At 64.1% G+C, this 25,604-nt stretch carries 5 protein-coding genes; all 5 read left to right on the forward strand.

Annotation, left to right across the window (positions count from 1 at the left end; all coding sequences use genetic code 11):
* The first annotated feature begins 4 nt into the window (after positions 1 to 4).
* The 5 genes from J3P88_RS18260 (at position 5) to J3P88_RS18280 (ending at position 25,531) form a co-directional block, all read left to right on the forward strand.
* The gene (locus J3P88_RS18260; RefSeq protein ID WP_434570781.1) at positions 5 to 13,588 is read left to right on the forward strand and encodes an amino acid adenylation domain-containing protein; all 13,584 of its coding nucleotides are present in this window, start codon (positions 5 to 7) and stop codon (positions 13,586 to 13,588) included.
* Positions 13,589 to 14,035: 447 nt separating this feature from the next.
* Positions 14,036 to 15,301 carry a glycosyltransferase gene (locus J3P88_RS18265; protein ID WP_434570783.1) on the forward strand — a complete coding sequence of 422 codons (1,266 nt, stop codon included), beginning with the start codon at positions 14,036 to 14,038 and terminating at the stop codon, positions 15,299 to 15,301.
* A gap of 280 nt (positions 15,302 to 15,581) precedes the next feature.
* Entirely contained in the window at positions 15,582 to 22,871 is a 7,290-nt protein-coding gene (locus tag J3P88_RS18270) for an amino acid adenylation domain-containing protein (protein ID WP_434570784.1), read from the forward strand.
* A gap of 86 nt (positions 22,872 to 22,957) precedes the next feature.
* A complete protein-coding gene (locus J3P88_RS18275) occupies positions 22,958 to 24,118 on the forward strand; it encodes an FAD-dependent monooxygenase (RefSeq protein WP_434570786.1) in 1,161 nt (386 codons plus the stop codon).
* A gap of 588 nt (positions 24,119 to 24,706) precedes the next feature.
* Positions 24,707 to 25,531 (forward strand): helix-turn-helix transcriptional regulator, encoded by an 825-nt coding sequence (locus J3P88_RS18280; RefSeq protein WP_434570788.1) that lies wholly within the window; start codon positions 24,707 to 24,709, stop codon positions 25,529 to 25,531.
* The last annotated feature ends 73 nt before the right edge of the window (positions 25,532 to 25,604 follow it).

Consider the following 25,604-nt stretch of genomic DNA (forward strand, 5'->3'; position numbering starts at 1 on the left):
TAAATTGAACGAACATAACGATAGTCTCGACCAGTTGAAACGTGCCGCACTGCTGCGACTGCTCAAGCAACGCGGCGCGACGCGGGTCATCGAAACCGTTGCCGAGGACCTGCCCCGCGTCGACCGCGACGCTCCGCTGGCGCTGTCGTTCGCCCAGCAGCGGCTGTGGTTTCTCGACCAACTGGACCCGACCGCCAGCGCCGCCTATCACATGCCCGCCTCGCTGTCGCTGCAGGGTGCCCTCGACCAAGACGCCCTCAAGGCTGCCCTCGATCGCCTGGTGGCGCGACACGAAAGCCTGCGCACCACCTTCCGCCGGGAGGGCGAACAGCCGGTGCAAGTCATCGCCCCGGTCGATTGCGGCTTCAGCCTCGTGACCCATGACCTGCGCCACCTGTCCCGGGAGCAGGCCGACACCGAGGCCGCGCACCTGAGCGAAAACGCCGCCACGGCGCCGTTCGATCTGCTGCGCGGGCCGCTGATCCGCGGCACCCTGCTGCGCCTGGCCGACGACGAGCACCGGCTGCTGATCACCCAGCACCACATCATCTCGGACGGCTGGTCCATCGGCATCCTGGTCAAGGAATTTGCGGCCTTGTATCAGGCGTTCAGCGCCGGGCAGCCTGATCCGCTGCCGCCGCTGACCCGGCAATACGCCGACTATGCGGCCTGGCAACGCCAGCACCTGGACGGCGAACGCCTGCCCCAACAGGTGGAGTTCTGGCGAGCGCACCTGGCTGGCGCCCCGGCCCTGCTTTCGCTGCCGACCGACCGGGCCCGCCCGGCGGTGCAGAGCTATCGCGGCGAAACCCTGGGCTTCGACCTGCCGGCATCGCTGTCCGCCGCCATCGCCCAGTTCGCCCAGTCCCGCGCGGCGACCCCGTTCATGACCTTGATGGCCGCCTGGGCGGTCTTGCTGGCGCGCATCAGCGGCCAACAGGACCTGGTGATCGGCACCGTCGCCGCCAACCGCGACCGCCACGACGTACAGGCGCTGATCGGCTTCTTCGTCAACACCCTGGCCCTGCGCGTACGCCTGGACGCCAACCCCACCCTTGACCAGGTATTGCAGCAGGTCAAGGAACTGATGCTGGACTCCTCGACCCGCCAGGACACCCCGTTCGAACTGGTGGTCGAGGCCCTCAAGCCGCCGCGCAGCGCCAGCTACAGCCCCGTCTTCCAGACCATGCTCTACACCAATGCCGGAGGCGCCGGCGGCCAGTTGCAATTGCCCGGGCTGAACCTGGCATTCCTGCCCTCGCGCAAGGACAACACCCAGCACGACCTGTCCTTGCACATCGACGAAGGCGGCCCGAACCTGTCCTGCAGCCTGTCGTATTCCACCGCGTTGTTCGACGCCGCCACCGTCGAACGCCTCGCTGCGCGTTTCGAGCGCCTGTTGCGCTGCTTCACCGAAGCCCCGGACACCCGGATCGGCGCCCTGGAGCTGGACCCGACCCAGGCCTTGCCCGAGGTCAAGGCCCTTGTGCCTGTGCCGGAACGGCTGCCGCTGTCCTTTCACCAGGAGCGGATGTGGTTCGTCGACACCTTCGAAACCGGTTACCTGTACGACGCCAACCCGGTGTACCACAACATTGCGTTGCTGCTGGAACTGACCGGCGAGCTCAATCAACCGGCCCTGCAAACCGCCCTCGACGGCTTGCTGGCCCGCCACGACATCCTGCGCTGCCGAGTGTTGAGCGACGGTAGCCGTGCCTGGCAGCAATTCGACGGCCCGGCCAGCCTGGCGCTCGAACGGATCCAGGGTAACCCTGACGATCTGGCAGCCCAGGCCTTGGCCGAAACGCGCCGCCCATTGACCATGGACGGCGGCAGCCTGGTGCGCGCAACCCTGGTACGGGGGGACGAACACAACGCCATCCTGGCCATTGCCGTGCACCACTTGCTGGCCGACCGCAATTCCATGCAGTTGCTCAAGCGCGACCTGCTGGCCCTCTACGAAGCCGCCTGCGCCGACAGCAGCGCCGAGTTGCCAGCATTGCCATTGAGCTATGGCGACTTTGCCGCCTGGCAACGCAACCTGCCGGCCACCGTGCTGGAAAACCTGCGTGCCTACTGGGCCTATCAACTGCGCGGCAAGCTGCAAGCCCTGGAACTGCCACTGAATCGTCCCCGGGCGGCGGTGCATGTGTTTGCCGAAGCCACCCACGGCTTCACCCTCGAACCGGCACTGGCAAGGCGTCTCGAAGCGCTGGCCCGAGAGGTCGGCGTCAGCAGCGACAGCCTGGCCCTGAGCGCATTCACCGCGCTGTTGCGCCGCTACGCCGGCCACGATGAACTGGTGATCGGCACCACGGCCGCCTGCCGTGAACCGGCCTTGCGGGATGTCGTCGGGCCGCTGGACAACCTGCTGGTCATGCGCGGCCAGTGCGACAGCAACACGACCTTGCAACAGCTCTGGGAACAGACCGCCAACAACCTGACCCAGGGCCAGCGGCACCGGCACATGCAGTTCGACCAACTGGTGCTGGCCCTCAACCCGGCCAAGGACATGAGCCGTACCGCGCTGTTCGACGTGCTTTTCAATTTCCAGCGCGGCGCCGACCGCAACACGCTGGTGGCGGGCCTGGCAGTCACGACCTTGGAAACCAACCTGGGTTACGGCAAGAACGACCTGCACCTGCTGATCACGGCCGATGAGTCACATTGGGCCGGGCACTTGGTGTACAACGCGGAGTTCTTCGACGCGGCGTTCATCCAGCAACTGATGCGCCATTACGTGCGCCTGCTGGAAGCCTTCGTCGAGGATTCGCAGCAGCGTGTCGATGAAGTCCCGCTGCTGGATGCCGCCGAACGCCAACGGCAGATCCTCGACTTCAACGACAGCGAAGCGGCCTGGCCCGACACCCTGACCTTGCATCAGATTTTCGAGGAACAGGCGCGCCAATACCCGGACCGCATCGCCGTCAACCTGGGCGAGGAGCGGTTGAGCTATCGACAGCTCAACGAACAGGCCAACCGCCTCGCCCGTCGCCTGCGGGCCGCCGGCGTGCAGCCCCAGGAGCTGGTGGCCATCGCCCTGGAGCGCTCGGTGCAGATGATCGTCGCCACCCTGGCGGTGCTCAAGGCCGGTGGTGCCTACGTGCCTATCGACCCGAGTTCGCCCCAGGAGCGCATCGCCTATGTGCTGCGCGACAGCGGCGCAGGCAAGGCCATCGCCCGCCAGGACATGGGCCTGGCGCTGCGGGAACTCGGCATTGAAGTCTTCGATGTCGCCACGGACAGCACCGTCAGCGCGGCCAACCTGCCGAACGCCAGCGCGGCGGACCACCTCTGCTATGTGATCTACACCTCGGGTTCCACCGGAGAACCCAAGGGTGCCCTGCTCGAACACCGCAACGTCGTGCGCCTGCTGCACAACAATCGGCTGGACTTCCAGTTCAGCGCCGACGATGTCTGGTCGTTGTTCCACTCCAACGCCTTCGATTTCTCGGTCTGGGAAATCTTCGGTGCCCTGCTCTACGGCGCGCGCCTGAGCCTGGTGCCCGAGGCCCTGCGCCGCGATCCGGTGGAGCTGCTGGGTTTCCTTGAAAGCGAGCAGGTCACGGTGCTGAACCAGACGCCGTCGGCGTTCCTGCAACTCAGCGCCGCCGCCCTCTCGACGCCACAGGTGCGCCTGGAACGCTTGCGCTATGTGATCTTCGGTGGCGAGAGCCTGGAACCGGGCAAGCTCGACGCCTTCCACCGTGCCTTCGGGCATGTGGCACTGGTGAACATGTACGGCATCACCGAAACCTGTGTGCACGTGACCTACAAGGCCATTGGCGCGGCGGACATTGCCGCCGGCATCTCGAATGTCGGGCGGCCGATCCCGACCACCGTGGCCTACGTGCTCGATGCCCATCAACGGCTGCTGCCGGTGGGCGTGGCGGGTGAAATCTGTGTCGGCGGGCTGGGGGTGGGTCGTGGTTACCTGAACCGTCCGGCCTTGAGCGCCGAACGTTTCATTGCCGACCCGTTCCGGCCCGGCGAACGCCTGTATCGCTCCGGGGACCTGGGCAAGCTGTTGGACAATGGCGAAATCGTTCACCTGGGCCGAATCGACGCCCAGGTGAAGATTCGCGGTTTCCGCATCGAATTGGGTGAGATCGAAGCCAAGCTGCTGGCCTGTGACGGTGTGCGGGAAGCGCGGGTATTGGCCCGTGAAGATGCGAGCCAGGGCAAGCGCCTGATCGCCTACTTGATCCCTGGAACGGGTTCGGTGCTGCAAGTTGCGGCATTGCGCAAGCAGTTGGGCGCCACACTGCCTGATTACATGATCCCCAGTGCCTTCGTCAGCCTGCAGGCCTACCCGCTCACCGCCAACGGCAAGCTGGACCAGGACGCACTGCCGGCACCGAGCCTGGACGCCATGTCCGAGCGCGGTTATGCCGCGCCGCAAGGGGCCGCCGAGACGGCCCTGGCACAGATCTTCCAAGAATTGCTGGGCCTCGAACGCGTAGGACGCAGCGACAGTTTCTTTGAATTGGGCGGCCACTCGCTGCTGGCCGCGCAACTGGTTTCCCGGGTCCGCCAGCAGTTGGGCGGCGAACTGATGCTGCGCGAACTGTTCAGCCATCCCACCGTGGAGGAATTGGCAAGGGTCGTGGGCGGACTGCACAGCCCCGGCACCGAGACCATCGGCCAGGCAGACCGCAACGAGCCTCTGGTGCTGTCGTTTGCCCAGCAACGCTTGTGGTTCCTCGACCAGCTCGACGCTGGCGCGGGCAGCGCGTATCACATGCCCGCCGCCCTGCTGCTGCGCGGCGAACTCGATAAAGCCGCGCTCAAGTCGGCCCTGGATCGCCTGGTGGCACGTCACGAGAGCCTGCGCACCACCTTCGAACGCCGTGGCGAGCATCCGGTGCAAATCATCGCCGCGCCAAACTGCGGCTTTGCCCTCGGCGAACAGGACTTGCGCACGCTGCCTTATGAGCAGGCCAGCCTCAGCGCGGCCCGTATCGGCAACAGCGAAGCCCTGGCGCCGTTCGACCTGGCCCGGGGCCCGCTGATTCGCGGCCGCCTGCTGCGCCTGGCCGACGATGAGCACATCCTGCTGATCACCCAACACCACATCATCTCCGACGGCTGGTCGGTCGGTGTCCTGGTCAAGGAGCTGGCCGCTCTCTACCAGGCCTTCAGCCAAGACCAGGCCGACCCGTTGCCCGCCCTGCCGATCCAATACGCCGACTACGCGGCCTGGCAACACCAGGCCCTGAACGGTGAACGCCTCAACCGCCAGGCGGATTTCTGGCGCGAGCACCTCGGCGGCGCCCCGGCCTTGCTGTCCTTGCCCACCGACCGCCCGCGTCCGGCGATGCAAAGTTATCGCGGCGGCGATGTCCCGGTGGTGATCGCCCCGGCCTTGCGCGAACGCCTGGAACGCTTCTGCCAACAGCACAACGTCACCTTGTTCATGGCGTTGCTCAGCGCCTGGTCGGTGCTCATGGCGCGCCTGGGTAACGAGCGCGACGTGGTCATCGGTGTGCCGACCGCCAACCGCGGGCGCACCGAAACCGAAAACCTCATCGGTTTCTTCGTCAACACCCTGGCCCTGCGGGTGAACCTGACGGAGAACCCGAGCGTGCTAGCGCTGCTCGAACAGATCAAACAAACGACGCTGGCGGCCTACGAAAACCAGGACATTCCCTTCGAACAAGTCATCGAAGCCGTGCAGCCGCCGCGTTCGCTGAGCCACAACCCGCTGTGCCAGGTCGCCCTGTCACTGGACAACACCCCGGGCGGCGGTGAACTGAGCCTGCCCGGGCTGACCCTGATGCCTGTGGCCCAGGCCCATGAAACCGCGCAATTCGACTTGATGCTGACCCTGGGCAACGACGGCGGCACCCTGGCTGGGGTAATCGAATACGCCAGCGACCTGTTCGACCGCTCCACCGTGGAGCGTTTTGCCCAGCATTTCCAAACGCTGCTGGAGGCGCTGGTCGAAGCGGACGAACAACCGGTGCTCAGCCTGCCGTTGCTCAGCCCGGCACAGCGCCAGGCCTCGCCGGCGACGCTGCCGCCCAAGGCAACATGCGCTCCCGGGTGGCTGATCCACCAGCGCTTCGAACAATTGGCCGCCGCTCACCCCCAGGCCATCGCCTTGGTGCTTGGCGAACAGCAACTGAGCTATCAAGACCTCAACCGCCGGGCCAACCGCATCGCCCAGGCGTTGCTCGCCCAGGGCGTACGCCCTGACGACCGAGTCGCGATCCTGGCCCGGCGCGGGGTGGAAATGGTCTGCGCGGTATTGGCCGTGCTCAAGGCCGGCGGTGCGTACGTGCCGCTGGACCCGGCCTACCCCAGCGAACGCCTCGGCTATCTGCTGGCGGACAGCGCGCCGGTGGCCTTGTTGGCGCAATCGGCCTGCCTCGACGCCTTGCCTGAACATCAAGTGCCGGTGGTGGACCTGGTCGATTACGTTGCCGCCGATGATCGAGCCGATGCATCCCTGGACCACAACCCCGATGCCGATACCCTGGGCCTGACGTCGCGGCACCTGGCCTACGTCATCTACACCTCGGGTTCCACCGGACTGCCCAAGGGCGTGCTGGTGGAACACGGCAATGTCGCGCGGCTGTTCGACACCACCGCCGGGCTGTTCGATTTCGGTCGCGACGATGTCTGGACCCTGTTCCATTCCTTTGCCTTCGATTTCTCGGTCTGGGAAATCTGGGGCGCGCTGAGCTACGGCGGCAAGCTGGTGATCGTGCCCAGCGAGGTGGCGCGTTCGCCCGACGATTTCTACGGGCTGATCTGCCAGCAGCAGGTCACGGTCCTGAACCAGACGCCAAGCGCCTTCCGCCAGTTCATCGAAGCCCGCGAGCGCAGCGACCAGGAACATGCCCTGCGGGAGGTGATCTTCGGCGGCGAGGCCTTGGATTTCCGCAGCCTGCGACCCTGGGCCTCGCGCACCGTCCTGTCACGCACCCGTCTAGTGAACATGTACGGCATCACCGAAATCACCGTGCATGCCACGTATTACCCAATCAGCCAAATCGAAATCGACAGCGGCGCGCCCAGCCTGATCGGCCCGCCGCTGCCCGACCTGTGCCTGCGCATCCTCGACGAGTACCAGCAACCGGTGCCGGTGGGCGTCAATGGCGAGATCTACATCGGCGGCGCGGGGGTGGCCCGGCATTACCTGAACCGTGACGCCCTCAATGCCGAGCGGTTCATCAACGATCCCTATGCCGCAACGCCCGGCGCACGCTTGTATCGCACCGGTGACATCGCCCGCTACCGCGCCGACGGCGGTGTCGTCTACGTGGGCCGCAACGATTCGCAGATCAAGATCCGTGGTTTCCGCATCGAACTGGGGGAAATCGAAGCCCAACTGCTGGCCCTGCCACACGTGCGCGAAGCCCTGGTGATCGTGCGCGAGGACTCGCCTGGCGACAAACGCCTGGTGGCGTACCTGATCGCCCATGACGGCGGCGTCCTTGAGTCTTCGGCGCTGCGTAGCCAACTGGCCGACGTGCTGGCCGAACACATGCTGCCCAGCGCCTTCGTGATCCTGGACGCCTGGCCGTTGACCACCAACGGCAAGCTCGACCGCAATGCCTTGCCGGCGCCGGACTTGTCCGCCGCCGCGAGCCAGCACTACGAAGCGCCCCTGGGCGACATCGAACGCACCCTGGCCAACGCCTGGCAGGAACTGCTCGGGGTTGAACGGGTGGGTCGCCAGGATCACTTCTTCGAACTGGGGGGCCACTCGTTCCTGGTCATCAGCCTGATCGAGCGCCTGCGCCAGGCCGACCTGCAATTGGATGTTCGCACGGTGTTTGCCGCGCCGACCCTCAAGGCCATGGCCACGGTCCTGGCCGGTGGCAGCAACGCCCAACGGGTCGTCCCGGCCAACCTGATCCCGGCCGACTGCACGGCCATCGAACCGCAGATGCTGCCGCTGGTGACCCTCACCCAGGGGGAAATCGAGCAGATCGTCGCCGACGTGCCGGGCGGGGCCGCCAACGTGCAGGACATCTACCCGCTGTCGTCGCTGCAGGAAGGCATCCTGTTCCACCACTTGTTGCAGTCCGAAGGCGACGCCTACCTGATGCGCACCGTGGTGACGTTCAGCCGTCGCCAGGTGCTCGACGACTTCCTTGCCGCCGTGCAGGTGGTCATCGACCGTCATGACATCCTGCGCACTGCCCTGCGCTGGCACGGCTTGCCGCAGCCGGTGCAAGTGGTGCATCGCCAGGCGCAACTGCCGATGGTGACCCTGGACTGCGTCCCTGGCGAAGACGCCTTGCAGACCCTGCGCGAGCATACCGATACCCATCACCTGCGACTCGACTTGCAGCGAGCACCGCTGATCGCGGCGTACATCATCTACGACGAGCCCCAGGCCCAATGGTTGCTGGCGTTGCTCGACCATCACCTGGTCAGCGATAACGTCACCTTGCGCCTGATCATGCTGGAAATTCAGGCGATCCTGGCCGGTCAGGCCGACAGCCTGCCGCCCTCCCAGCCTTATCGTAACTTCATCGCCCAGGCCGCCAGCGTGTCCCAGGCCGATCACGAAGCCTATTTCCGTCGCTTGCTGGCCGATGTCGACGCCACCACCGCGCCTTACGGCGTGCTGGATGTACGAGGCAACGGCGCCGGGATCAAGCGCGCCGTGAAACACCTGGGCGACGCGCTCAGCGCCCAGGTGCATCGCATGGCACGCCAGCAAGGCGTGCCCACCTCCGTGCTGTTCCATGCGGCCTGGGGCCTGGTGGTGGCGGCAACCAGCGGACGTGACGACGGGATCTTCGGCACGGTGCTGTCGGGCCGCTCCCAAGGCACCGCCGGTGCCGACCACGCATTGGGAATGTTCATCAACACCCTGCCGATGCGCATTCGCCTGCAGCAAAACACCGTCGGCGACATTGTCCGCGACGCCTACCAGCAACTGAGTGAATTACTGACCCACGAACAGGCGTCCCTGGCCCTGGCCCAGCGTTGCAGTGCGGTGGATGCCTCGTTGCCTTTGTTCACGGTGATCCTCAACTGCCGCCATGGCGACCTGGTGAACGCGTCCGGGGAAAACGTCGAGGACATGGGCGACCACGAAGGCATGCATTTCATCGCCTCCGAAACCCGCACCAACTACCCCATCGAAATTGCCGTGGCGAATGTGGGCGACGGGTTCTCCCTGACCGCCCAATCCATCACCGGCATCGACCCGCAACGTATCGCCGCGTACCTGGCACAGGCCGTGGCCGCGCTGGTCGACGCCCTGGAACAGGCCCCGGAACGCCTCGCCAGCCAATTGGACGTGCTGCCCGCCAGCGAGCGGCAATTGCTGCTGACGGACTTCAACCGCACCACCAGCGATTTCGGCGCCGCGCAACCGATCCATCACCTGTTCGAAGCCCAGGTCCAGGCCAACCCCGACGCCGTGGCCCTGGTCTGCGAAGAGCAGCAACTGACCTACCGCCAGCTCAATCGCCGCGCCAACCACCTGGCCCGGCAGTTGCTCGCCCTCGGTGTCGAGCCCGATCAGCGTGTCGCCGTCTGTGCCGAGCGCAGCCTGGACATGATCGTCGGCCTGCTCGGCGTGCTCAAGGCTGGCGCCGCCTATGTGCCCATCGACCCGGCCCATCCCGCCGAGCGCATGGCCTTCATGCTCAACGACAGCCAGCCACGGGCCTTGCTGACCCAGTCGACTTTGTCGTTGCCGTCTGGCGATCTACCGCTGTTGTTGCTCGATACCCGCGACTCGCTGCAAGCGGCGGATGACGCTGATTGCGATGCGAATCCGCAGGTAGCCGGCCTCACCGCCGAGCACCTGGCCTATGTGATCTACACCTCCGGTTCCACCGGCCAGTCCAAGGGGGTGATGGTCGAGCACCGTTCGGTGTTCAACTTCTGGCAGGTACTGCGCCGCACCACCCACCAGCATTGCCCGAGCCCAGCCACCGTGGCGCTGAACGCCGGGTTCTTCTTCGACATGTCGATCAAGGGCATCTCGCAGCTGTTCTCCGGCCACCGGCTGGTGATCATCCCGCAGCTGATCCGTGCCAGCGGCCATGAACTACTGGACTTCCTCGAACAGCACCAGGTGCACGCCTTCGACTCCACGCCATCGCAGCTCGATACCCTGCTCGCCGCCGGCCTGCTGGAACGCAGCCGCTACCAACCGGTGAGCGTGCTCCTCGGCGGCGAGGCGATCAATGCCGCGACCTGGACGAAGTTGCGCGACTGCCCGAGCATCCGTTTCTACAACATGTACGGCCCGACCGAATGCACGGTGGACGCCACCATCGACTTGATCCGCGACCTCGGCGAACGCCCGAGCATTGGCCGGCCGATTGCCAACGTCCAAGTGCATGTGCTCGATGCCCGTGGGGAACCGACGCCGTTGGGCGTGGCTGGCGAGCTGCACATTGGCGGCGCCGGCGTGGCCCGGGGTTACCTGAACCGGCCCGAGCTGAGCGCCGAGCGTTTCGTCGCCGACCCGTTCAGCACCGCGCCGAACGCGCGGCTGTACAAGACCGGCGACCTCGGTCGCTGGTTGGCCGACGGCACGTTGGAATACCTGGGGCGCAATGATTTCCAGGTGAAGATCCGTGGCTTCCGCATCGAGTTGGGGGAGATCGAGAACGCCCTGGTGGCCTATCCAGGTATCCGCGAGGCCGTGGTCATCGCTCGGGAGGACAGCCAAGGCGATGGGGACAGCAAGCGGCTGGTCGCCTATGTCTGCGGTGAACCGGTCCCGGCCGAGCAACTGCGTAGCGCGTTGCTGAGCGGCCTGCCGGAGTACATGGTACCCAGCGCCTTCGTCCACCTCGATGCCCTGCCCCTGACCGCCAACGGCAAGCTCGATCGCCGCGCCTTGCCGGCCCCCGGCCAGGACTCCCTGGCCAGCAAAACCTACGAGGCGCCCCAGGGCGACACCGAAATCGCCATTGCCGAGATCTGGAAAGGTTTGCTGCACCTGGACCAGGTCGGTCGTCACGACGGTTTCCTTGAACTCGGTGGCCATTCGCTGCTCGCCGTGCAACTGCTGTCGCGGCTGCGGCGCAAGCTGGGCGCACGGCTGACGCTGCGCGAACTGTTCGACGCGCCGACCGTGCGTGGCCTCGCCGCCCTGGTACACGCGGCCTCGCCCACCGAGGCCGTGTCGATTCCCTTGGCCAATCGCGCCGGGCGCCTGCCGTTGTCCTTCTCGCAACAGCGGTTGTGGTTCCTCGATCATTTGGACCACGCGGCGGGCGCGGCCTATCACCTGCCACTGGCCTTGAGCCTGAAGGGAACGCTGGACAAACCGGCGTTGCAAGCGACCCTCGACCGCCTGGTGGCGCGTCACGAAACCTTGCGCACGCGGTTCGAGCTGGTGGAAGACGAGCCCTTGCAAAAAATCGCGCCGGCCGACTATGGCTTTCGGTTGGAGCAGCAGGACCTGCGCACCATCGCCCCCGCTGAACGCCAGGCCACCCTTGAGCACCTCGGCCAGGTCAACGCCACGCAACTGTTCGACTTGCACAGCGGACCACTGCTGCGCGGCCACCTGGTGCAATTGGCCGATGACGAACATGTGCTGTTCATCACCTTGCACCACATCGTTTCCGACGGTTGGTCCAACAGCGTGCTGGCCCGTGAGGTCAGCGTGCTCTACAACGCCTTCACCCAAGGCCAGAAAGACCCGTTGCCGCCCCTGGCGTTGCAGTACGTGGACTATGCCGCCTGGCAACGACAATCCCTTGAAGGCCCGGCGCTGCAAGCGCAGATCGACTTCTGGCGGCAACACCTGGAAGGCGCACCCGTGCTGCTGAACCTGCCGCTGGACCGTCCGCGCCCGGCGATCCAGCGCTATACCGGCGGCATCATCGAGTGCGGCTTTTCACCCGCCCTCAGCGCCGACCTGCGTACGTTCAGCCAGGCCCGGGGCACCACGTTGTTCATGGTCTTGCTAGCGGGCTGGTCGGTGCTGATGAGTCATCTGAGCGGCCAACACGATGTGGTGGTCGGCACACCGGTGGCCAACCGTCAGCGTCCGGAGCTGGAGGCATTGATCGGTTTCTTCGCCAACACCCTGGCGTTGCGAGTCACCACCGAGCGCGACACCCGCGTCGACGAACTGCTGGGGCGAATCAAGGACCTGACCCTGGCTGCGTACAATCACCAGGACCTGCCTTTCGAGCAGGTGGTGAGCGCCCTGCAACCGACGCGCAGCATGAGCCACAGCCCGTTGTTCCAGGTGATGTTGAGCCTGGACAACACGCCACCGGCGCCGCTGCAACTGCCAGGGCTTGAGGTGCAAACCCTGGCCAGCCCGCACAACACCACGCAGTTCGACCTGTCACTGTCGCTGATCGACAATGGCGAGCGCATCGGTGGCAGCCTGCAATACGCCAACGATCTGTTCGACATCGCCACCGTGCAGAACATCGCCGGACTCTTTGCCAGCGTCTTGGAAAACCTGGTGAGCGATCCACAGCAGTCCATCGGCCAGTTGTTGCAAAACACGCCGCCGCTGGTGCGCTCGGCCAATGCCATCGTCCAACCCGCCACTGTCGAAGACGGCCCTGCGCCGTTGCCTTATGAAGCGCCTCAAGGCGACACCGAGACCGCCATCGCGGCCCTCTGGCAGGACCTGTTCAAACAGGAGCGGATCAGTCGCCATGACGACTTCTTCAGCCTCGGCGGCATTTCGCTGATGGCGGTGCAAATGGCCTCTCGCCTGCGCAAAGTCCTCGGTAAACCGATCGCCGTGCGTGACCTGTTCGTCGAGCCGACCATCGCCGGCTTCGCCAGGACCCTCGACGGCCAATCCCGGCCAGGTGCCCTGCGCAATCTGGTGCCGATCCGCCGTACGGGTTCCCAGCGGCCCTTGTATCTGGTCCATCCCTTGGGCGGCGAAGTGCAATATGCGCGGGACCTGGCGCCAGCGCTCGATCCCCAGATACCGGTCTATGGCTTGGCCGCCAGTGGGTTGGTGGCGGGTGAGGCACCGCTGTCCGATGTACCGGCCATGGCAACGCGTTACCTGACGGCCATCCGTCAGGTCCAGCCGCAAGGGCCGTACCGGATCGCCGGTTGGTCGGCCGGTGGCCTGATCGCCTATGAAATGGCCCGTCAACTGCAAGCCGGTGGTGAGGCCGTGGAGTTCCTCGGCATCATCGATGCGTCGGCCCGCCCGGATCCGGTGCCTGAACAATCGATCAGTGAAGCGCAGTTCCTGATGGCCTGGTTGCCCGAGCAGATCGATCCAGGATCGTTCCAGCAACTGACCGCGCTGGCGGAACACTCGGACATCAACGCCATGCTGGCGCTGTGCATCAGCCACCGCCTGCTACCGGAGGAGTTGCCACACGACATCGACGCTGCCCTGCTGCGCACGCATCTGCAAGTGGCTTATCGGATGCGACTCGCCATCGGCGCCTACGTCAGCCCACCCAGCCCGCTCAAGGTGTCGCTGTTCACCGCGAGCGAACAGCAACGCAGCGACCCGACCCTGGGCTGGCGTGCGTTGCTGGACGACCAGGTCAGCGTGACGCCACTGCCCGGCACTCACAACACGTTGGTCAAGGCGCCCCATGTGGCCAAGCTGGGCGAGGCGATGTCCCTGGCCATGAAAGCAGTCGCCACGTCATAACCGGTTTGGGCTGTCCTGCGAGCGATTCGCTGGGCAGCCCAGAATGTGAGAGACGGCCCACCGCTTTCGCGAGCAAGCCCGCTCCCACAGGGAATTTGGGTGTTGATGGAATTTGGTAATTCACCACAAGCCCCTTGTGGGAGCGAGCCTGCTCGCGAAGGCGGCGGCACAGTCAATGCTGATGCAAGCTGACCCACCGCTTTCGCGAGCAGGCTCGCTCCCACAGGGAATCTGGGGTGTGATGAGTTTTGCATTCACCACAAGGTTTCACCCCCTGATCTGCGGGCTGGAATGTCCCCGTTTTCCGCTACAGACGCTTCCTACCTGCAACCGCTTAAATAACCCCTCAAGCTGAATCGTTTCTGTGGACGGAATCCACAGGCGATGTCCGATCGCCCGCCGGTCAGGACTGTCATCCATCGCACGATCACTCTAAAAGGGAGCCTTATGCATGTGATCATTACGGCCATCGGCTCAGCCGGTGACGTTCACCCATTTATCGGGATCGGCCGTACCCTCGCCGCGCGCGGGCATCGGATAACCTTTTGCGCCAGCGCGGTGTTCGCGCCGGTGATCGAGCGCTGCGGCTTCAAGTTCCTGCCCCTGGGCACCCGCGAGGAATATCGAGCCGTCATGGCTGACCCGGCGCTGTGGCATCCGCGCACGTCACTGCCCACCCTATGGAAAACCGTCGGCGGCACGTTGCGCGAACAGTATCGGCTACTGGAACAGGCGTGCGACGACGACACCGTCATGCTGGGTTCGTTGTGGGCGTTTTCCGCCCGCCTGCTTCAGGAACGGCACGGCATCCCACTGGTCACAGGCCAGGTCACACCGTTCGCCATCTGGTCGCCCCTTGCGCGCCCCGTCCATCCACCGGGAACGAACCTGCCAACCTTCGTACCGTATCCCTTGAGGCGCCTGCTACTGGGGGTCATCGAACATGCCTTCCTCGATCGGCTCATGAAGCCTGAGCTCAACAGCTTCCGCCGCGAATTGGGCTTACCCCCGGTCAAGCGCATCATCAGTCGGTGGATTTCCTCGCCTGACCGGGTGTTGGGATTGTTTGCGGACTGGTTCGCCCCGATCCAACAAGACTGGCCTGCCCAGACGGTACTGACCGGGTTCCCGTTATTCGATGAGTCCGGCTTCGAGGCGCCAGACGCCGAACTGGAGGACTTTTTGAGCGTGGCCCCGCCGGTGGTGTTTACCCCGGGTTCGACGACGGTCAATGCCGCACAGTATTTCTCCGCTGCGGCCCAAGCGCTGAAGTCGATCGACCGCCGCGGCGTGTTCCTGACCAGCCAGGCGGTAGACCCCTCGTTGTCCAGCGACGGCAGGATCCTGGTCAGGCCTTATGTCCCCATGAGCCGCATCCTGCCCCACACAGCGGCCCTGGTGCATCACGGCGGCGTCGGGACCACGGCCTTGGCAATCGCCGCCGGGGTGCCACAGATCGTCACGCCATTTGCCCATGACCATTTCGACAATGCAGCGCGAATGCAGCGCCTGGGGTGCGGCTTGCAAGTCTTCGCACCGGCCTGCGCCGAGTCATTGGCGACGGCCCTGGACACGGTGCTCAACAGTCATGAGGTACGCGCCAGTTGCGACCGCTACAGCCAACTGATGCCTCCTGGCGACAGCGCCCGCGAAGCGGCAGCGCTGCAAGTGGAGGCCGTCGCCCGCAGAGCCGCCACGTATCGCGTCGCGTAATCACGAGTCGATGAGTGGAGGCCGTCGACAGACCTGTGGCGAGGGAGCTTTTGTGGCGAGGGAGCTTGCTCCCGCTGGGCTGCGCAGCAGCCCCAAGGAAGCTGCCCACAATCAACCTGAAACACCGCGATGGTCGTTTTGGGGGCTGCTGCGCAGCCCAGCGGGAGCAAGCTCCCTCGCCATAGGACTAGCACTTTTCTCGAGTGAACAGCATCACGGCCTGACGGCATTTTTTTTCATTCGTTTCATCGGGCCACCGGATCGGCCCACGGAGAGCACCATGCCCCAGACCCTGCCCGCGTCGAACGCAGAGCGCGTACTGTATCCCCTCACCACTCCGCAACTGGACATCTGGCTGGACCAGGTGCTACACGCCGATAGCCCGCTGTACAACATCGGCGGTTATGCCCGTATCAACGGGGCGGTCGACGCCGCGCTGTTGCAGACGGCCTTCAACCAGGTCGTCAACGGCCACGATGCCCTGCGGATCCAACTCGTGCCTGGCTCGGCCGAGCACCCTCTGCCGCGCCAACGCTTCCTTGGGCCGGTAGACGTCCCGCTGGGGCTGCACGACGTTTCGGGCCATGCCAACCCGGAGGCCAGCGCATTGGCCTTGCTGCAGGCCAAGCTGCAGACCCCGTTTTCCTTTGACGATGGGCTGCTGGTGCGCGCGGACCTGGTCAAGGTCCGTGAAGGCCTCCACTACTGCTTCGTCAATTGCCACCACTTGATCATCGATGGCTGGTCCTTCGCCATGATTGGCCGAACACTCAGCCAGGCCTATACCGCCCTGCACGACCAGGCGCAAAACACGACGACGGCACCGACCTATCAAGCCTATGTCGAGCAGCAAGTCGCCAGCAAAGACTCGGTTTCGTTCCAGCGCCAGCGCCAATACTGGCTGGAGAAATACCGCACGTTGCCCGAGCCCCTGCTCGCGCCCCGTCAGCCGGGTCAGTTCGGCCAGCGCCTGGCGCCCAGCCAGAACCATGCCTGGCGATTGCCGCGGGCGCTTTATAACCGCCTCGGCGAAAACGCCAAGGCCACGGGCCAGGCGACGGTCTTCCACGTCATGCTGGGGGTGTTGTACAGCTACTTTGCGCGCACCGAGCAACGGGATGAAATCGTCATCGGCCTGCCCATCCTCAACCGCGCCAATGCCGCCCACAAGGCCACGATGGGCTTGTTCGTCGGCATGAGCCCGGTCCGCCTGAGCCTGGGCACCGACCTGAGTTTCAGCGACCTGGTCGGCAAGATTGCCCTGACGCTCAAGCAGGATTATCGCTACCAGCGCTTTCCGTTGAGCGAGCTCAACCGCGAACTCGGCTTGCAGAACCAGGGCCGGCGCCAGTTGTTCGACGTGGTGGTGTCGTACGAACAGGACCAGGACACCTGGTACGGGCCAGCGCCGGCACAACCGGTCAAGCTCAGCAATGGCTACGAACAGATCCCGCTGGCGATGCACGTGCGCGAGTCCGCGCCGGAAGACGATGTGTGGATGCACTTCATCTACAACGAGGGGTATTTCGACGCGCCGCAGATCGAAGCCTTGCAGCAACGCTTCATGAACATCCTGGAAAGCGTGGCCGCTGATTTCGACGTGTCGGTCATGGCCCTCGATACGCTGTCGCCCGCCGAGCGACAACTGCTCAAGGAATGGAATCGCACCGGCATCGACTACTCCAAGGATGTGCTGCTCCATCAATTGATCGAAGCCCAGGTCGCCGCTCGCCCCGACGCGATCGCGGTGCGCTTCGCGGACCAGGCGCTGACCTATGACGCGTTGAATCGCCAGGCCAACCGCCTGGCCCATGCCCTGCTGGAAACCGGTGTTGGCCGCGACGATCGCGTGGCCATCTGCATGGAGCGCAGCCTGGAGATGGTGGTCGGCCTGTTGGGCATTCTCAAGGCGGGTGCCGCCTACGTGCCGCTGGACCCAGGTTATCCTGCCGACCGCTTGAGCCATATGCTCAGCGACAGCGCGCCCTGTGCGCTGATCACCAGCCAAGGCCTATTGGCCAGCCTGCCCGCCGTGACGGTGCCGGTGTTGTGCCTGGATGCCGAGCCTGAAGCACTGTCCCGACAACCGACGCACAACCCGGACGCCGCCGCGCTCGGGCTGACGCCTCGGCACCTGGCCTATGTCATCTACACCTCCGGCTCCACCGGTTTGCCCAAGGGCGTGATGAACCAGCATGACGGGGTGGTCAATCGCTTGCTCTGGGCCCGCGATGCCTATGGCGTCGATGAACACAGCCGGATCCTGCAAAAGACCCCGTTCAGTTTCGATGTGTCGGTCTGGGAGTTTTTCCTGCCATTGCTCAGCGGTGCGCAACTGATCGTCGCCGCCCCCGACGGGCACAAGGACCCGCGCTACTTGATGGACATCATGGCGAGCGCCGGCATCACACTGCTGCATTTTGTCCCATCGATGTTGCAGGTTTTTCTCGATCAGGTGGAGCCCCGGCGCCTATCCGCGCTCCAGAAAGTCCTGTGCAGCGGCGAGGCCTTGCCCCATGCCTTGCAGAAGCGCTTTTTCGAATATTTGCCGAGGGTGCAGTTGCACAATCTCTATGGCCCCACCGAAGCGGCCATCGACGTGACCGCATGGCATTGCCGGCACGATGCGCACGACGGCATCGTACCGATCGGCCGCCCCATCGCGAATATCCAGATGCATGTCCTTGATGGGAACCTGCAACAGCTGCCGCCGGGGGTGGCCGGCGAGTTGCACATCGGTGGCATCGGCGTCGCCCGGGGCTACCTGAACCGTCCCGAACTGACGGCCGAACGGTTCATCCACGACCCCTTCCGCAGCGAGTCCCAGGCCCGGCTGTACAAGACCGGTGACCTCGGGCGTTGGTTGCCCGATGGCAGCCTCGAATACTTGGGACGCAACGATTTCCAGGTGAAAATTCGCGGCCTGCGCATCGAATTGGGCGAGATCGAAGCCCACCTGCTTGCGTGCGAAGGGGTCAAGGATGTGGTCGTGATCGCCCGCCAGGAGACCGGTGATGCGTACCTCAACGCCTATTGGGTGAGCGAGCCTGGATGCTCGCCATCCCCGCAAGCGCTGCAGGAAACCTTGCGCCAACGGGTCCCCGACTACATGGTGCCCCGGCATCTGATGGCGCTCGAGCAGTTCCCGCTGAGTGTCAACGGCAAGCTGGACCGCAAGGCCCTCCCCGAGCCTTCCGCCACCCAGGGCTGCGATACGACAGCGCCACGCACCGCCTTGGAGCAGCTGCTCGCCGAGCTATGGCGGGACAACCTCAAGCGCTCGACGCTGGGCATCCATGACAACTACTTCACGCTCGGTGGCGATTCCCTGAAAGTCATTCACTTGCAAATCAACGCCCGTGAACGAGGCATTGCGTTGACCCTGGCGCAGGTTTACCAGTCCCCGACCATCGCCCAGTTGGCCGAGGTCCTGCAGGCTGGGCAAACATCAGCCAGCGGGCTCGAACCCTTGACCCACGTGAAGCCTTTCGCCCAGGTCCCGGCAGCGATCCGCCTGGCCAGTGAAGGCGTGTTCGATGACGTGTTTGCCGCTTCGCAGTTGCAAGTCGGGATGATTTATCACTCGATGATGCACCCGGACTCGGCGATCTATCACGACATCTTCCGCTACCGCTTGCGCCTGCCTTGGGATGCGTCGGCTTGGGAACGGGCCTGCGCCGCCTTGATCCGCCGTCATCCGGCCTTGCGCATGTCGTTCGATATCGGTCACGCCGAGGTGCCCATGGCCCGGGTGCACGCGACGGTCGAGCCTCCCGTGCAGGTCATCGATGTACGCCCGCTGAGTCCCGATGCCCGGGCCCAGGCCATTGCCGCCTACGTGGAGGAACGCAAGCGCTGCCGCGAAGACTGGCATCGGGCACCGCTGTATCAATTCTGTGTGTTCGTCGCGCAGGACGAGATCGATCTGGTCTTCAGCTTCCACCATGCGATTCTCGACGGTTGGAGCGTCGCCACCTTGATGCGCGACCTGATCACGCTCTACACCGCGGCGCCTGGCGCCGACGCACTGCCTGCCCTGACCACCACGCCGGCAGACTTCGTGGTCCTGGAGCAAGAGGCCACGGCAACGCAGACCCACCGCCGGTTCTGGCGCGAATACTTGCATGAGGCCCCCGCCGCCGCCATGACCAGCTGGATTCATGCCGTGGCGCCAGACTCGACGCCGCACCGCTCGGCCTACCGTGAGTTGCCCGCCGCGGACCTGGCCCGCCTCGAAGCGTTCTGCCAGGCCCACGACCTGCCCTTGCGCGCGGTCCTGCTGACGGCCCACGGTTTCGCCCAGGCGATCATGTCCAATCAAAAGGAAGTGCTGTGTGGCGTGATCAGCCATGGCCGGCCGGAATTCGAAGATGCCGCCTCGGTCCTGGGCCTGTTCCTCAATACCCTGCCGGTACGTTTCAGCAGCCAGGGCCCGAGCTGGCTGGCGTTGATCCGGGCAACGATTGCCCAGGAACGACAGGTATTCCCCCACCGGCGCTACCCGTTCGCGTTGATCCATCGCGAGACCGACGTCGCCTTGAACGTGGTGTTCAACTACGTCGACTTCTATGTGCTCAAGAACCTGCTGGCCCAAGGCGAAGAGATCCTCACCGATTGGGAAACGACGGAAGCGAGCAACTACGACCTGCTGACCACCCTGGGTCGCCATCCGGCCAACGGTTCGCTGATGTTGAAGATGGACTACCGCACCGCCCGTGTCGCCACGAGCCAGGTCGAAGCCTATGCCGATTACCTGCTGCGCACGCTGGAACTGATGATCGCCATCCCTGAGGCCAAACCAACCATTGCAGCCTGGCTGCCGCCCATCGAACGAACCACGCCGAGGGCCACGACGGCCTTGCCCCACGACAACCTGTCGAGCCTCTTGCTGGACAGTTTCGCCCGGCATGGCGAGCAGACTGCCGTGAGCCTTGGCCAGGCCCGCCTGTCCTATCGTCAATTGCAGGACGCTTGCGCCCAACTGGCGGGCTGGCTGCACCGGCACGGTATCGGCCAGGGTGATCGGGTCGCGATCATGATGCCGCGCTCGCCCGACCTGATCGTCGCCTTGCTCGGTGTCGTGCAGGCCGGCGCCGCGTACGTGCCGATCGACCTGAGCTATCCGGACGAACGCATCCAACTGATTCTCGAAGACTCGCAACCGCGACTGGTGCTGTTCGCCGATGCCTCCGCGAGCCTGGCGATGTCCCTGGCCGGCCAGGCCGATACGCGCCATTGGGACAGCGTGGTCGCCGGCTTCGACGACAACCTGGCCGGCAGTCATCAACGGGTGGCCGCCATTGCCGCAGGCGTCATGGCTGAAGACAACGCCTACGTGCTCTATACCTCCGGCTCGACCGGCCGCCCGAAAGGCGTGGCCATGCCGCACCGGGCCTTGACCAACATGATTCTCTGGCAAAACCGCCAGCAGCCACGGGATGTCGATACGCTGAAGACGCTGCAGTACGCGCCCATTTCGTTCGACGTTTCGTTCCAGGAAATTTTCTCGACCCTGTCCAGCGGGCATGAGCTGGTGATGATTGACGAAGGGCTGCGCTATGACTTCATCCGCTTGCTGAGGTTTATTGACGCGCAACAGGTCAATCGCCTGTTCCTGCCGTACGTCGCCTTCCAGGGCTTGGCCGAGATCGCCCTGCAGCTCGGTATCCACCCGGCATCGCTACGCCAGATCAATGTGGCTGGCGAGCAGCTGAAAATCACCGCCGAAATCCGTGACCTGATCGATCGCCTCGGCGACTGCCATGTCGAGAACCACTATGGCCCGACCGAGGCCCACGTGGTGACGCGCTTGCGACTTGAAGGCGCGACCGCGACCTGGCCGAGCATGCCGCCGATCGGCACGCCCATCGACGGCGTGCGCATGCATGTCCTCGACGGGGCCGGCAACCCCTGCCCGGTCGGCGTGGTGGGCGATCTGTTCATCGAAGGGGCCAGCCTTGCCAATGGCTACTGGAATCGCCCCGACCTGACCGACGAACGCTTTATCTATCGCCAGCTCGAAGGCCAGACCCGACGCTTGTATGAAACCGGCGACATCGGTTTCTACCTGCCCGACGGTGATCTGGTGTACCAGGGACGCAGCGACGCCCAGGTCAAGATTCGTGGCTACCGCGTCGAGCTCGGCGAGATCGAAGTGGCCATGCTCGGCTCGGCACGGTTCAGGGCCGACATCGAGCAGGTGGCGGTCATCGACAAGCTGGCAACCGATGGCAGCCGTTACCTGGTGGGGTTCGTCCAGGCCCTGCCGGGCTGCGAGCCGGACCTGGATCAGCTCAAAGCAGAAATGCGCCTGGCACTGCCCGACTACATGGTGCCGAACACACTGGTCAAGATCACGAAACTGCCCCTCGGGCCCACGGGCAAGATCGACCGGCAGCGTTTGCAGAAGATCGACGTCCAGACCACCTTGCAGCGTCCGTTCATCGGCCCGCGCAATGCCATGGAGGATTTGCTGCAAGCCTACTGGCAGGAAACGTTGGACCTGGACAGCATCAGCATCCACGACAACTTCTTCGAGCTGGGCGGCAATTCGCTCAAGGCGGTACAACTGGTGGCCATGCTCGCCAGGCATCAAGGCCTGGAGCCTTCGCTGTCCGACTTCATCCAGGCGCCGACCATCGCCGAATTCGCCCAGGTGCTGCAACAGACCGCAACCGGACACCCTGGCGCCGGCGCGCTGGTGGACTTCAAGAATGCCACGCGCCGTCCGACGTTGTTCCTCGTCCACCCCATCGGCGGACATGTGCTGTGCTATGCCGCACTGGCGCGGGTGCTCAAGGACCAGGTCCACCTGTATGCCCTGCAAGCGCCGGGTACCTGGGATGCCCGTGAGCCCTTGCAATCGGTACAGGCCCAGGCGGTGTACTACGCGGACGCCATTGAGCAGGTCGCGCCCCAAGGCCCCCTGAACATTGGCGGCTGGTCCTATGGCGGCGTCGTGGCGTATGAACTGGCGAGCGAGTTGCAGCGCCGCGGACGGCGCCTGCATAACGTGTTCCTGCTGGACACCATCGTGCGCGTCAGCCAGGGCGAGGTGCAGATTGAACGCAGCGAGTTCATGAACTGGTTCATGTGGGAACTGCTCAGCGGCGACGGCCAGAAGGAATACGCCTATCAAGCGTTGGACTTCGCCGCCCTGGACGATCCTCAGGCCTTCGCGGCGATCCGGCAACACGGCATCGACCAGGGCATTTTCGACGCGAGCATCACCCTGGCGACGCTCGATCAACTGTTCCGCGTGTTCCATGCCAACTGGCAAGGGCTGCTGGACTATCGCTTCCCGCCACTGGATTTGCCTATCACGCTGTTCGCGGCGGATGTCGAACTGCCCGATGTGCTGCAAGCCCCCCACGAATTGGTGGGCACAGCCTTCCGCGACCCGTACCGCGGCTGGCGTTCGATTGCGCCGCACGTGCAGCGCGTCGCCGTCGAGGGCGACCATCTGACCATGATGCGCGAGCCGCACATCGAGCGAGTGGGTCAATGCATCCAGTCGCGGATGGACCTGGTCCGGGCCAGGAACGCCGAATCCATGGGCGCATTGGCTTGACCATGACCGACGATCACGGGGCCGGATTGACGGCCCCGCATGACTCCATCGCCCGGTCGTTCCGGGCTCGATACAGGTGAAACAACATGACAGCACCCAGAAAAGCCATCGTCGCCGGTGCCGGTATCGGCGGGTTGACCGCCGCCATCGCACTGCAACGAGCGGGCTGGCAGGTCAAGGTCTTCGAAGCGGCGCAGACACTGCGCACAGGGGGCACCGGCTTATCCGTCATGGCCAATGCCATGGCGGCGTTGCACTCGATTGACGCCCATCTCCCGGTGGAACAGGCCGGCCAGGTGATCCGCGACTTCTTCTTCAAGAAACACCAGGGCGAAGCCATCACCCGCATGCCGATCCACGAGATCGGCGAACAGCTGGGGCATCCCAGCGTGAATATCCAGCGCCCGTTGCTGCTACGTGCATTGGCGCAGCAGCTCGCGCCCGACACCTTGACCACCGGGTTGCGCTGCACCGGGTATGACCCTCGCTCCGATGGCGTCACGGTGCGGTTCGAAGACGGCAGCCTTCAGGAAGCGGATCTGTTGATTGGCGCCGATGGCCTGAACTCGGTGATTCGCCAACAGATGCTCGGCGAAACCCCGACCCGCCCATCGGGTTATGTCGCCTGGCTGGCGGTGGCGCCCTTCAGCCATCCGGTCATGACCGAAGGTTACGTGGCGCATTACTGGGGCCGCGGCAAGCGCTTCGGGCTCTGCGATGTCGGCAACGGCCAGGCGTATTGGTGGGGCACCTGCAATCATGAAAACGCGGCGGACGCTGCCTTGAACATCAGCAAGCAAGAAGTGCTCGCGGCCTACGCCGGCTGGGCGCCGGAAGTCGTGGCGGCCATCGAGGCCACCCCTGAGAGCGCGCTATTGAAAATGCACGCCAGGGATCGCCATCCCGTCGAGCAATTCTGCGATGGGCACGTGGTGCTCTTGGGCGATGCGGCTCACCCCATGTTGCCCAGCCTGGGCCAAGGTGCCGCACAGGCGATCGAGGATGCCGTGGTGCTGGCCGATCGACTGGCGCGAACGCCGGACCTGCGCACCGCACTGCTGCACTACCAGGCCCATCGGCACCCTCGGGCCAACGGAATCGTCAATGCCGCGCGCTTCATGAGTGGTATCGAACAAGCCGAGTCGACGTTCGCCTGCTGGGCTCGAGAATGGTACATGCGCCTGTCGCCACAGAGCAGCCTGCGTAAAAAGAACATCGACCTCCTCTCGTTCAAGCCCTGCCCATGACCTTGCAAAAACCGTCGCTCAGCAACCTGGGCGGGACGTCGCGAACCCCGCCTTGTTGCCGACAGCGCTAAAGCGTCAATGACCGAAAGCGACTCCTATATAGACAAAAAACGACACGCACCGGGATAAAAATCGATAAATGAGAAGTCTTCACCATACTGGGAATCCAGAATCTGGATGCTACTGTCAGATAGATCCTACATTGAGGGCGGGCATCCAAGAACCGAACTGCGAACGCAACCCTTTAATTTAGTTGAATATTTTCCAGGCACCTTGCTGAAAGCCAACCCGGCGGCGTTCGTCGCCAGGGAAAAAACCTTTGACCCAACGTGTTTTTGCCCGGAGGTATCCAAAAACCGACAACCCCTGCCTGACCCGGAATGTCCCTGTTTTCCCTTACAGACTTTTCCTACATGGAAACGCTTAATAGCTCCACCGGGCTAAACCGTTTAAGTCGATAGGTTCACAAGACCGATTGACCCCAAGTATCAACTCCAGAAGAAGCTTCAGCATTTTGGAAGCGGTCGGATTTTTTCCGTCAACAATCAGCGATGCGGAGCTTTTTCGAGTAAGCAGGAAATAAGGATTATGAATCGACATGCGTATATCGAGGGTGCAGAAAAATCGCACCTCTACGTAGAGCTAGGAAAGCTGATTTCAAGTGTCGGACACGAGAGCTTCTTGACCAACATGCACCAGATGATCGAAACAACGGTGCCTGTCAGTCGGCTCGAATTGAGTGAATGGACAGCCGACGACACCCAGTCGAATGTCCTCGATGTACAACTGTTGGGGTATGCGGGTGCGGAAAAAAACCTGCACATGCAATCCCCCTGCCCCACCACGGCGATACAACGCAATGATCACCCCTTGGTAAAAAGGGTACTGGAGGTGGATGACGCCCTGCTGATCCATTTGAATGCACGCATGAAGGACGAAAGAGGCAACGACTGCCTCGGCACCTCCCACCAGTGCATTCTGATTTCACGCAAGGCCAACCGTCGCTGTGTGATCTCGTTGCAACGCCCTCAGGTACAGCGCGACTTTTCCCTCCAGGAACTGTCCTTTCTGAAGTACCTTTCCGAAACGCTGCTGCCGCTGGCCGAGCGTCATGCGCACCTCAATCGCCAATGCTTCAAAAACCCTGGCAGCGCCACGAGCCATCCGCTCGATAGCGCCGAACAGACCCAACTGCAACGTGACTTCAATGATCGATTGAGTCCGTGCGACGTCACCCTTTCCGTGCGGGAAAAAGAGGTCTGCCTGGGCCTGCTGGCCGGAGGCACCGTGCCGGAGATCGCCGAAAAGTTGCAGGTCAAGAACAGTTCCATCGAAACCTACCTCAAGCGTGCCGCCGCCAAGCTGGGCGTGAGTGGCCGGCATGGGCTGGCGAAATGGATGATCGGCTCATGACGGCTCGCCGCGAACGGCCCGCCAGAACCCGCCTGCCGCGCCTGCGGTGCCTGGCCAGGCACCACGATGAGAT

It is taken from the genome of Pseudomonas sp. Z3-6 (genome assembly GCF_051131985.1).
GTDB lineage: Bacteria > Pseudomonadota > Gammaproteobacteria > Pseudomonadales > Pseudomonadaceae > Aquipseudomonas > Aquipseudomonas zanjanensis.

Excerpts from the sequence above, each read along its gene's own strand:
- J3P88_RS18265 (WP_434570783.1), top strand. The coding sequence starts at position 14,036 with ATGCATGTGATCATTACGGCCATCGGCTCAGCCGGTGACGTTCACCCA.
- J3P88_RS18270 (WP_434570784.1), top strand. The coding sequence starts at position 15,582 with ATGCCCCAGACCCTGCCCGCGTCGAACGCAGAGCGCGTACTGTATCCC.
- J3P88_RS18275 (WP_434570786.1), top strand. The coding sequence starts at position 22,958 with ATGACAGCACCCAGAAAAGCCATCGTCGCCGGTGCCGGTATCGGCGGG.
- J3P88_RS18280 (WP_434570788.1), top strand. The coding sequence starts at position 24,707 with ATGAATCGACATGCGTATATCGAGGGTGCAGAAAAATCGCACCTCTAC.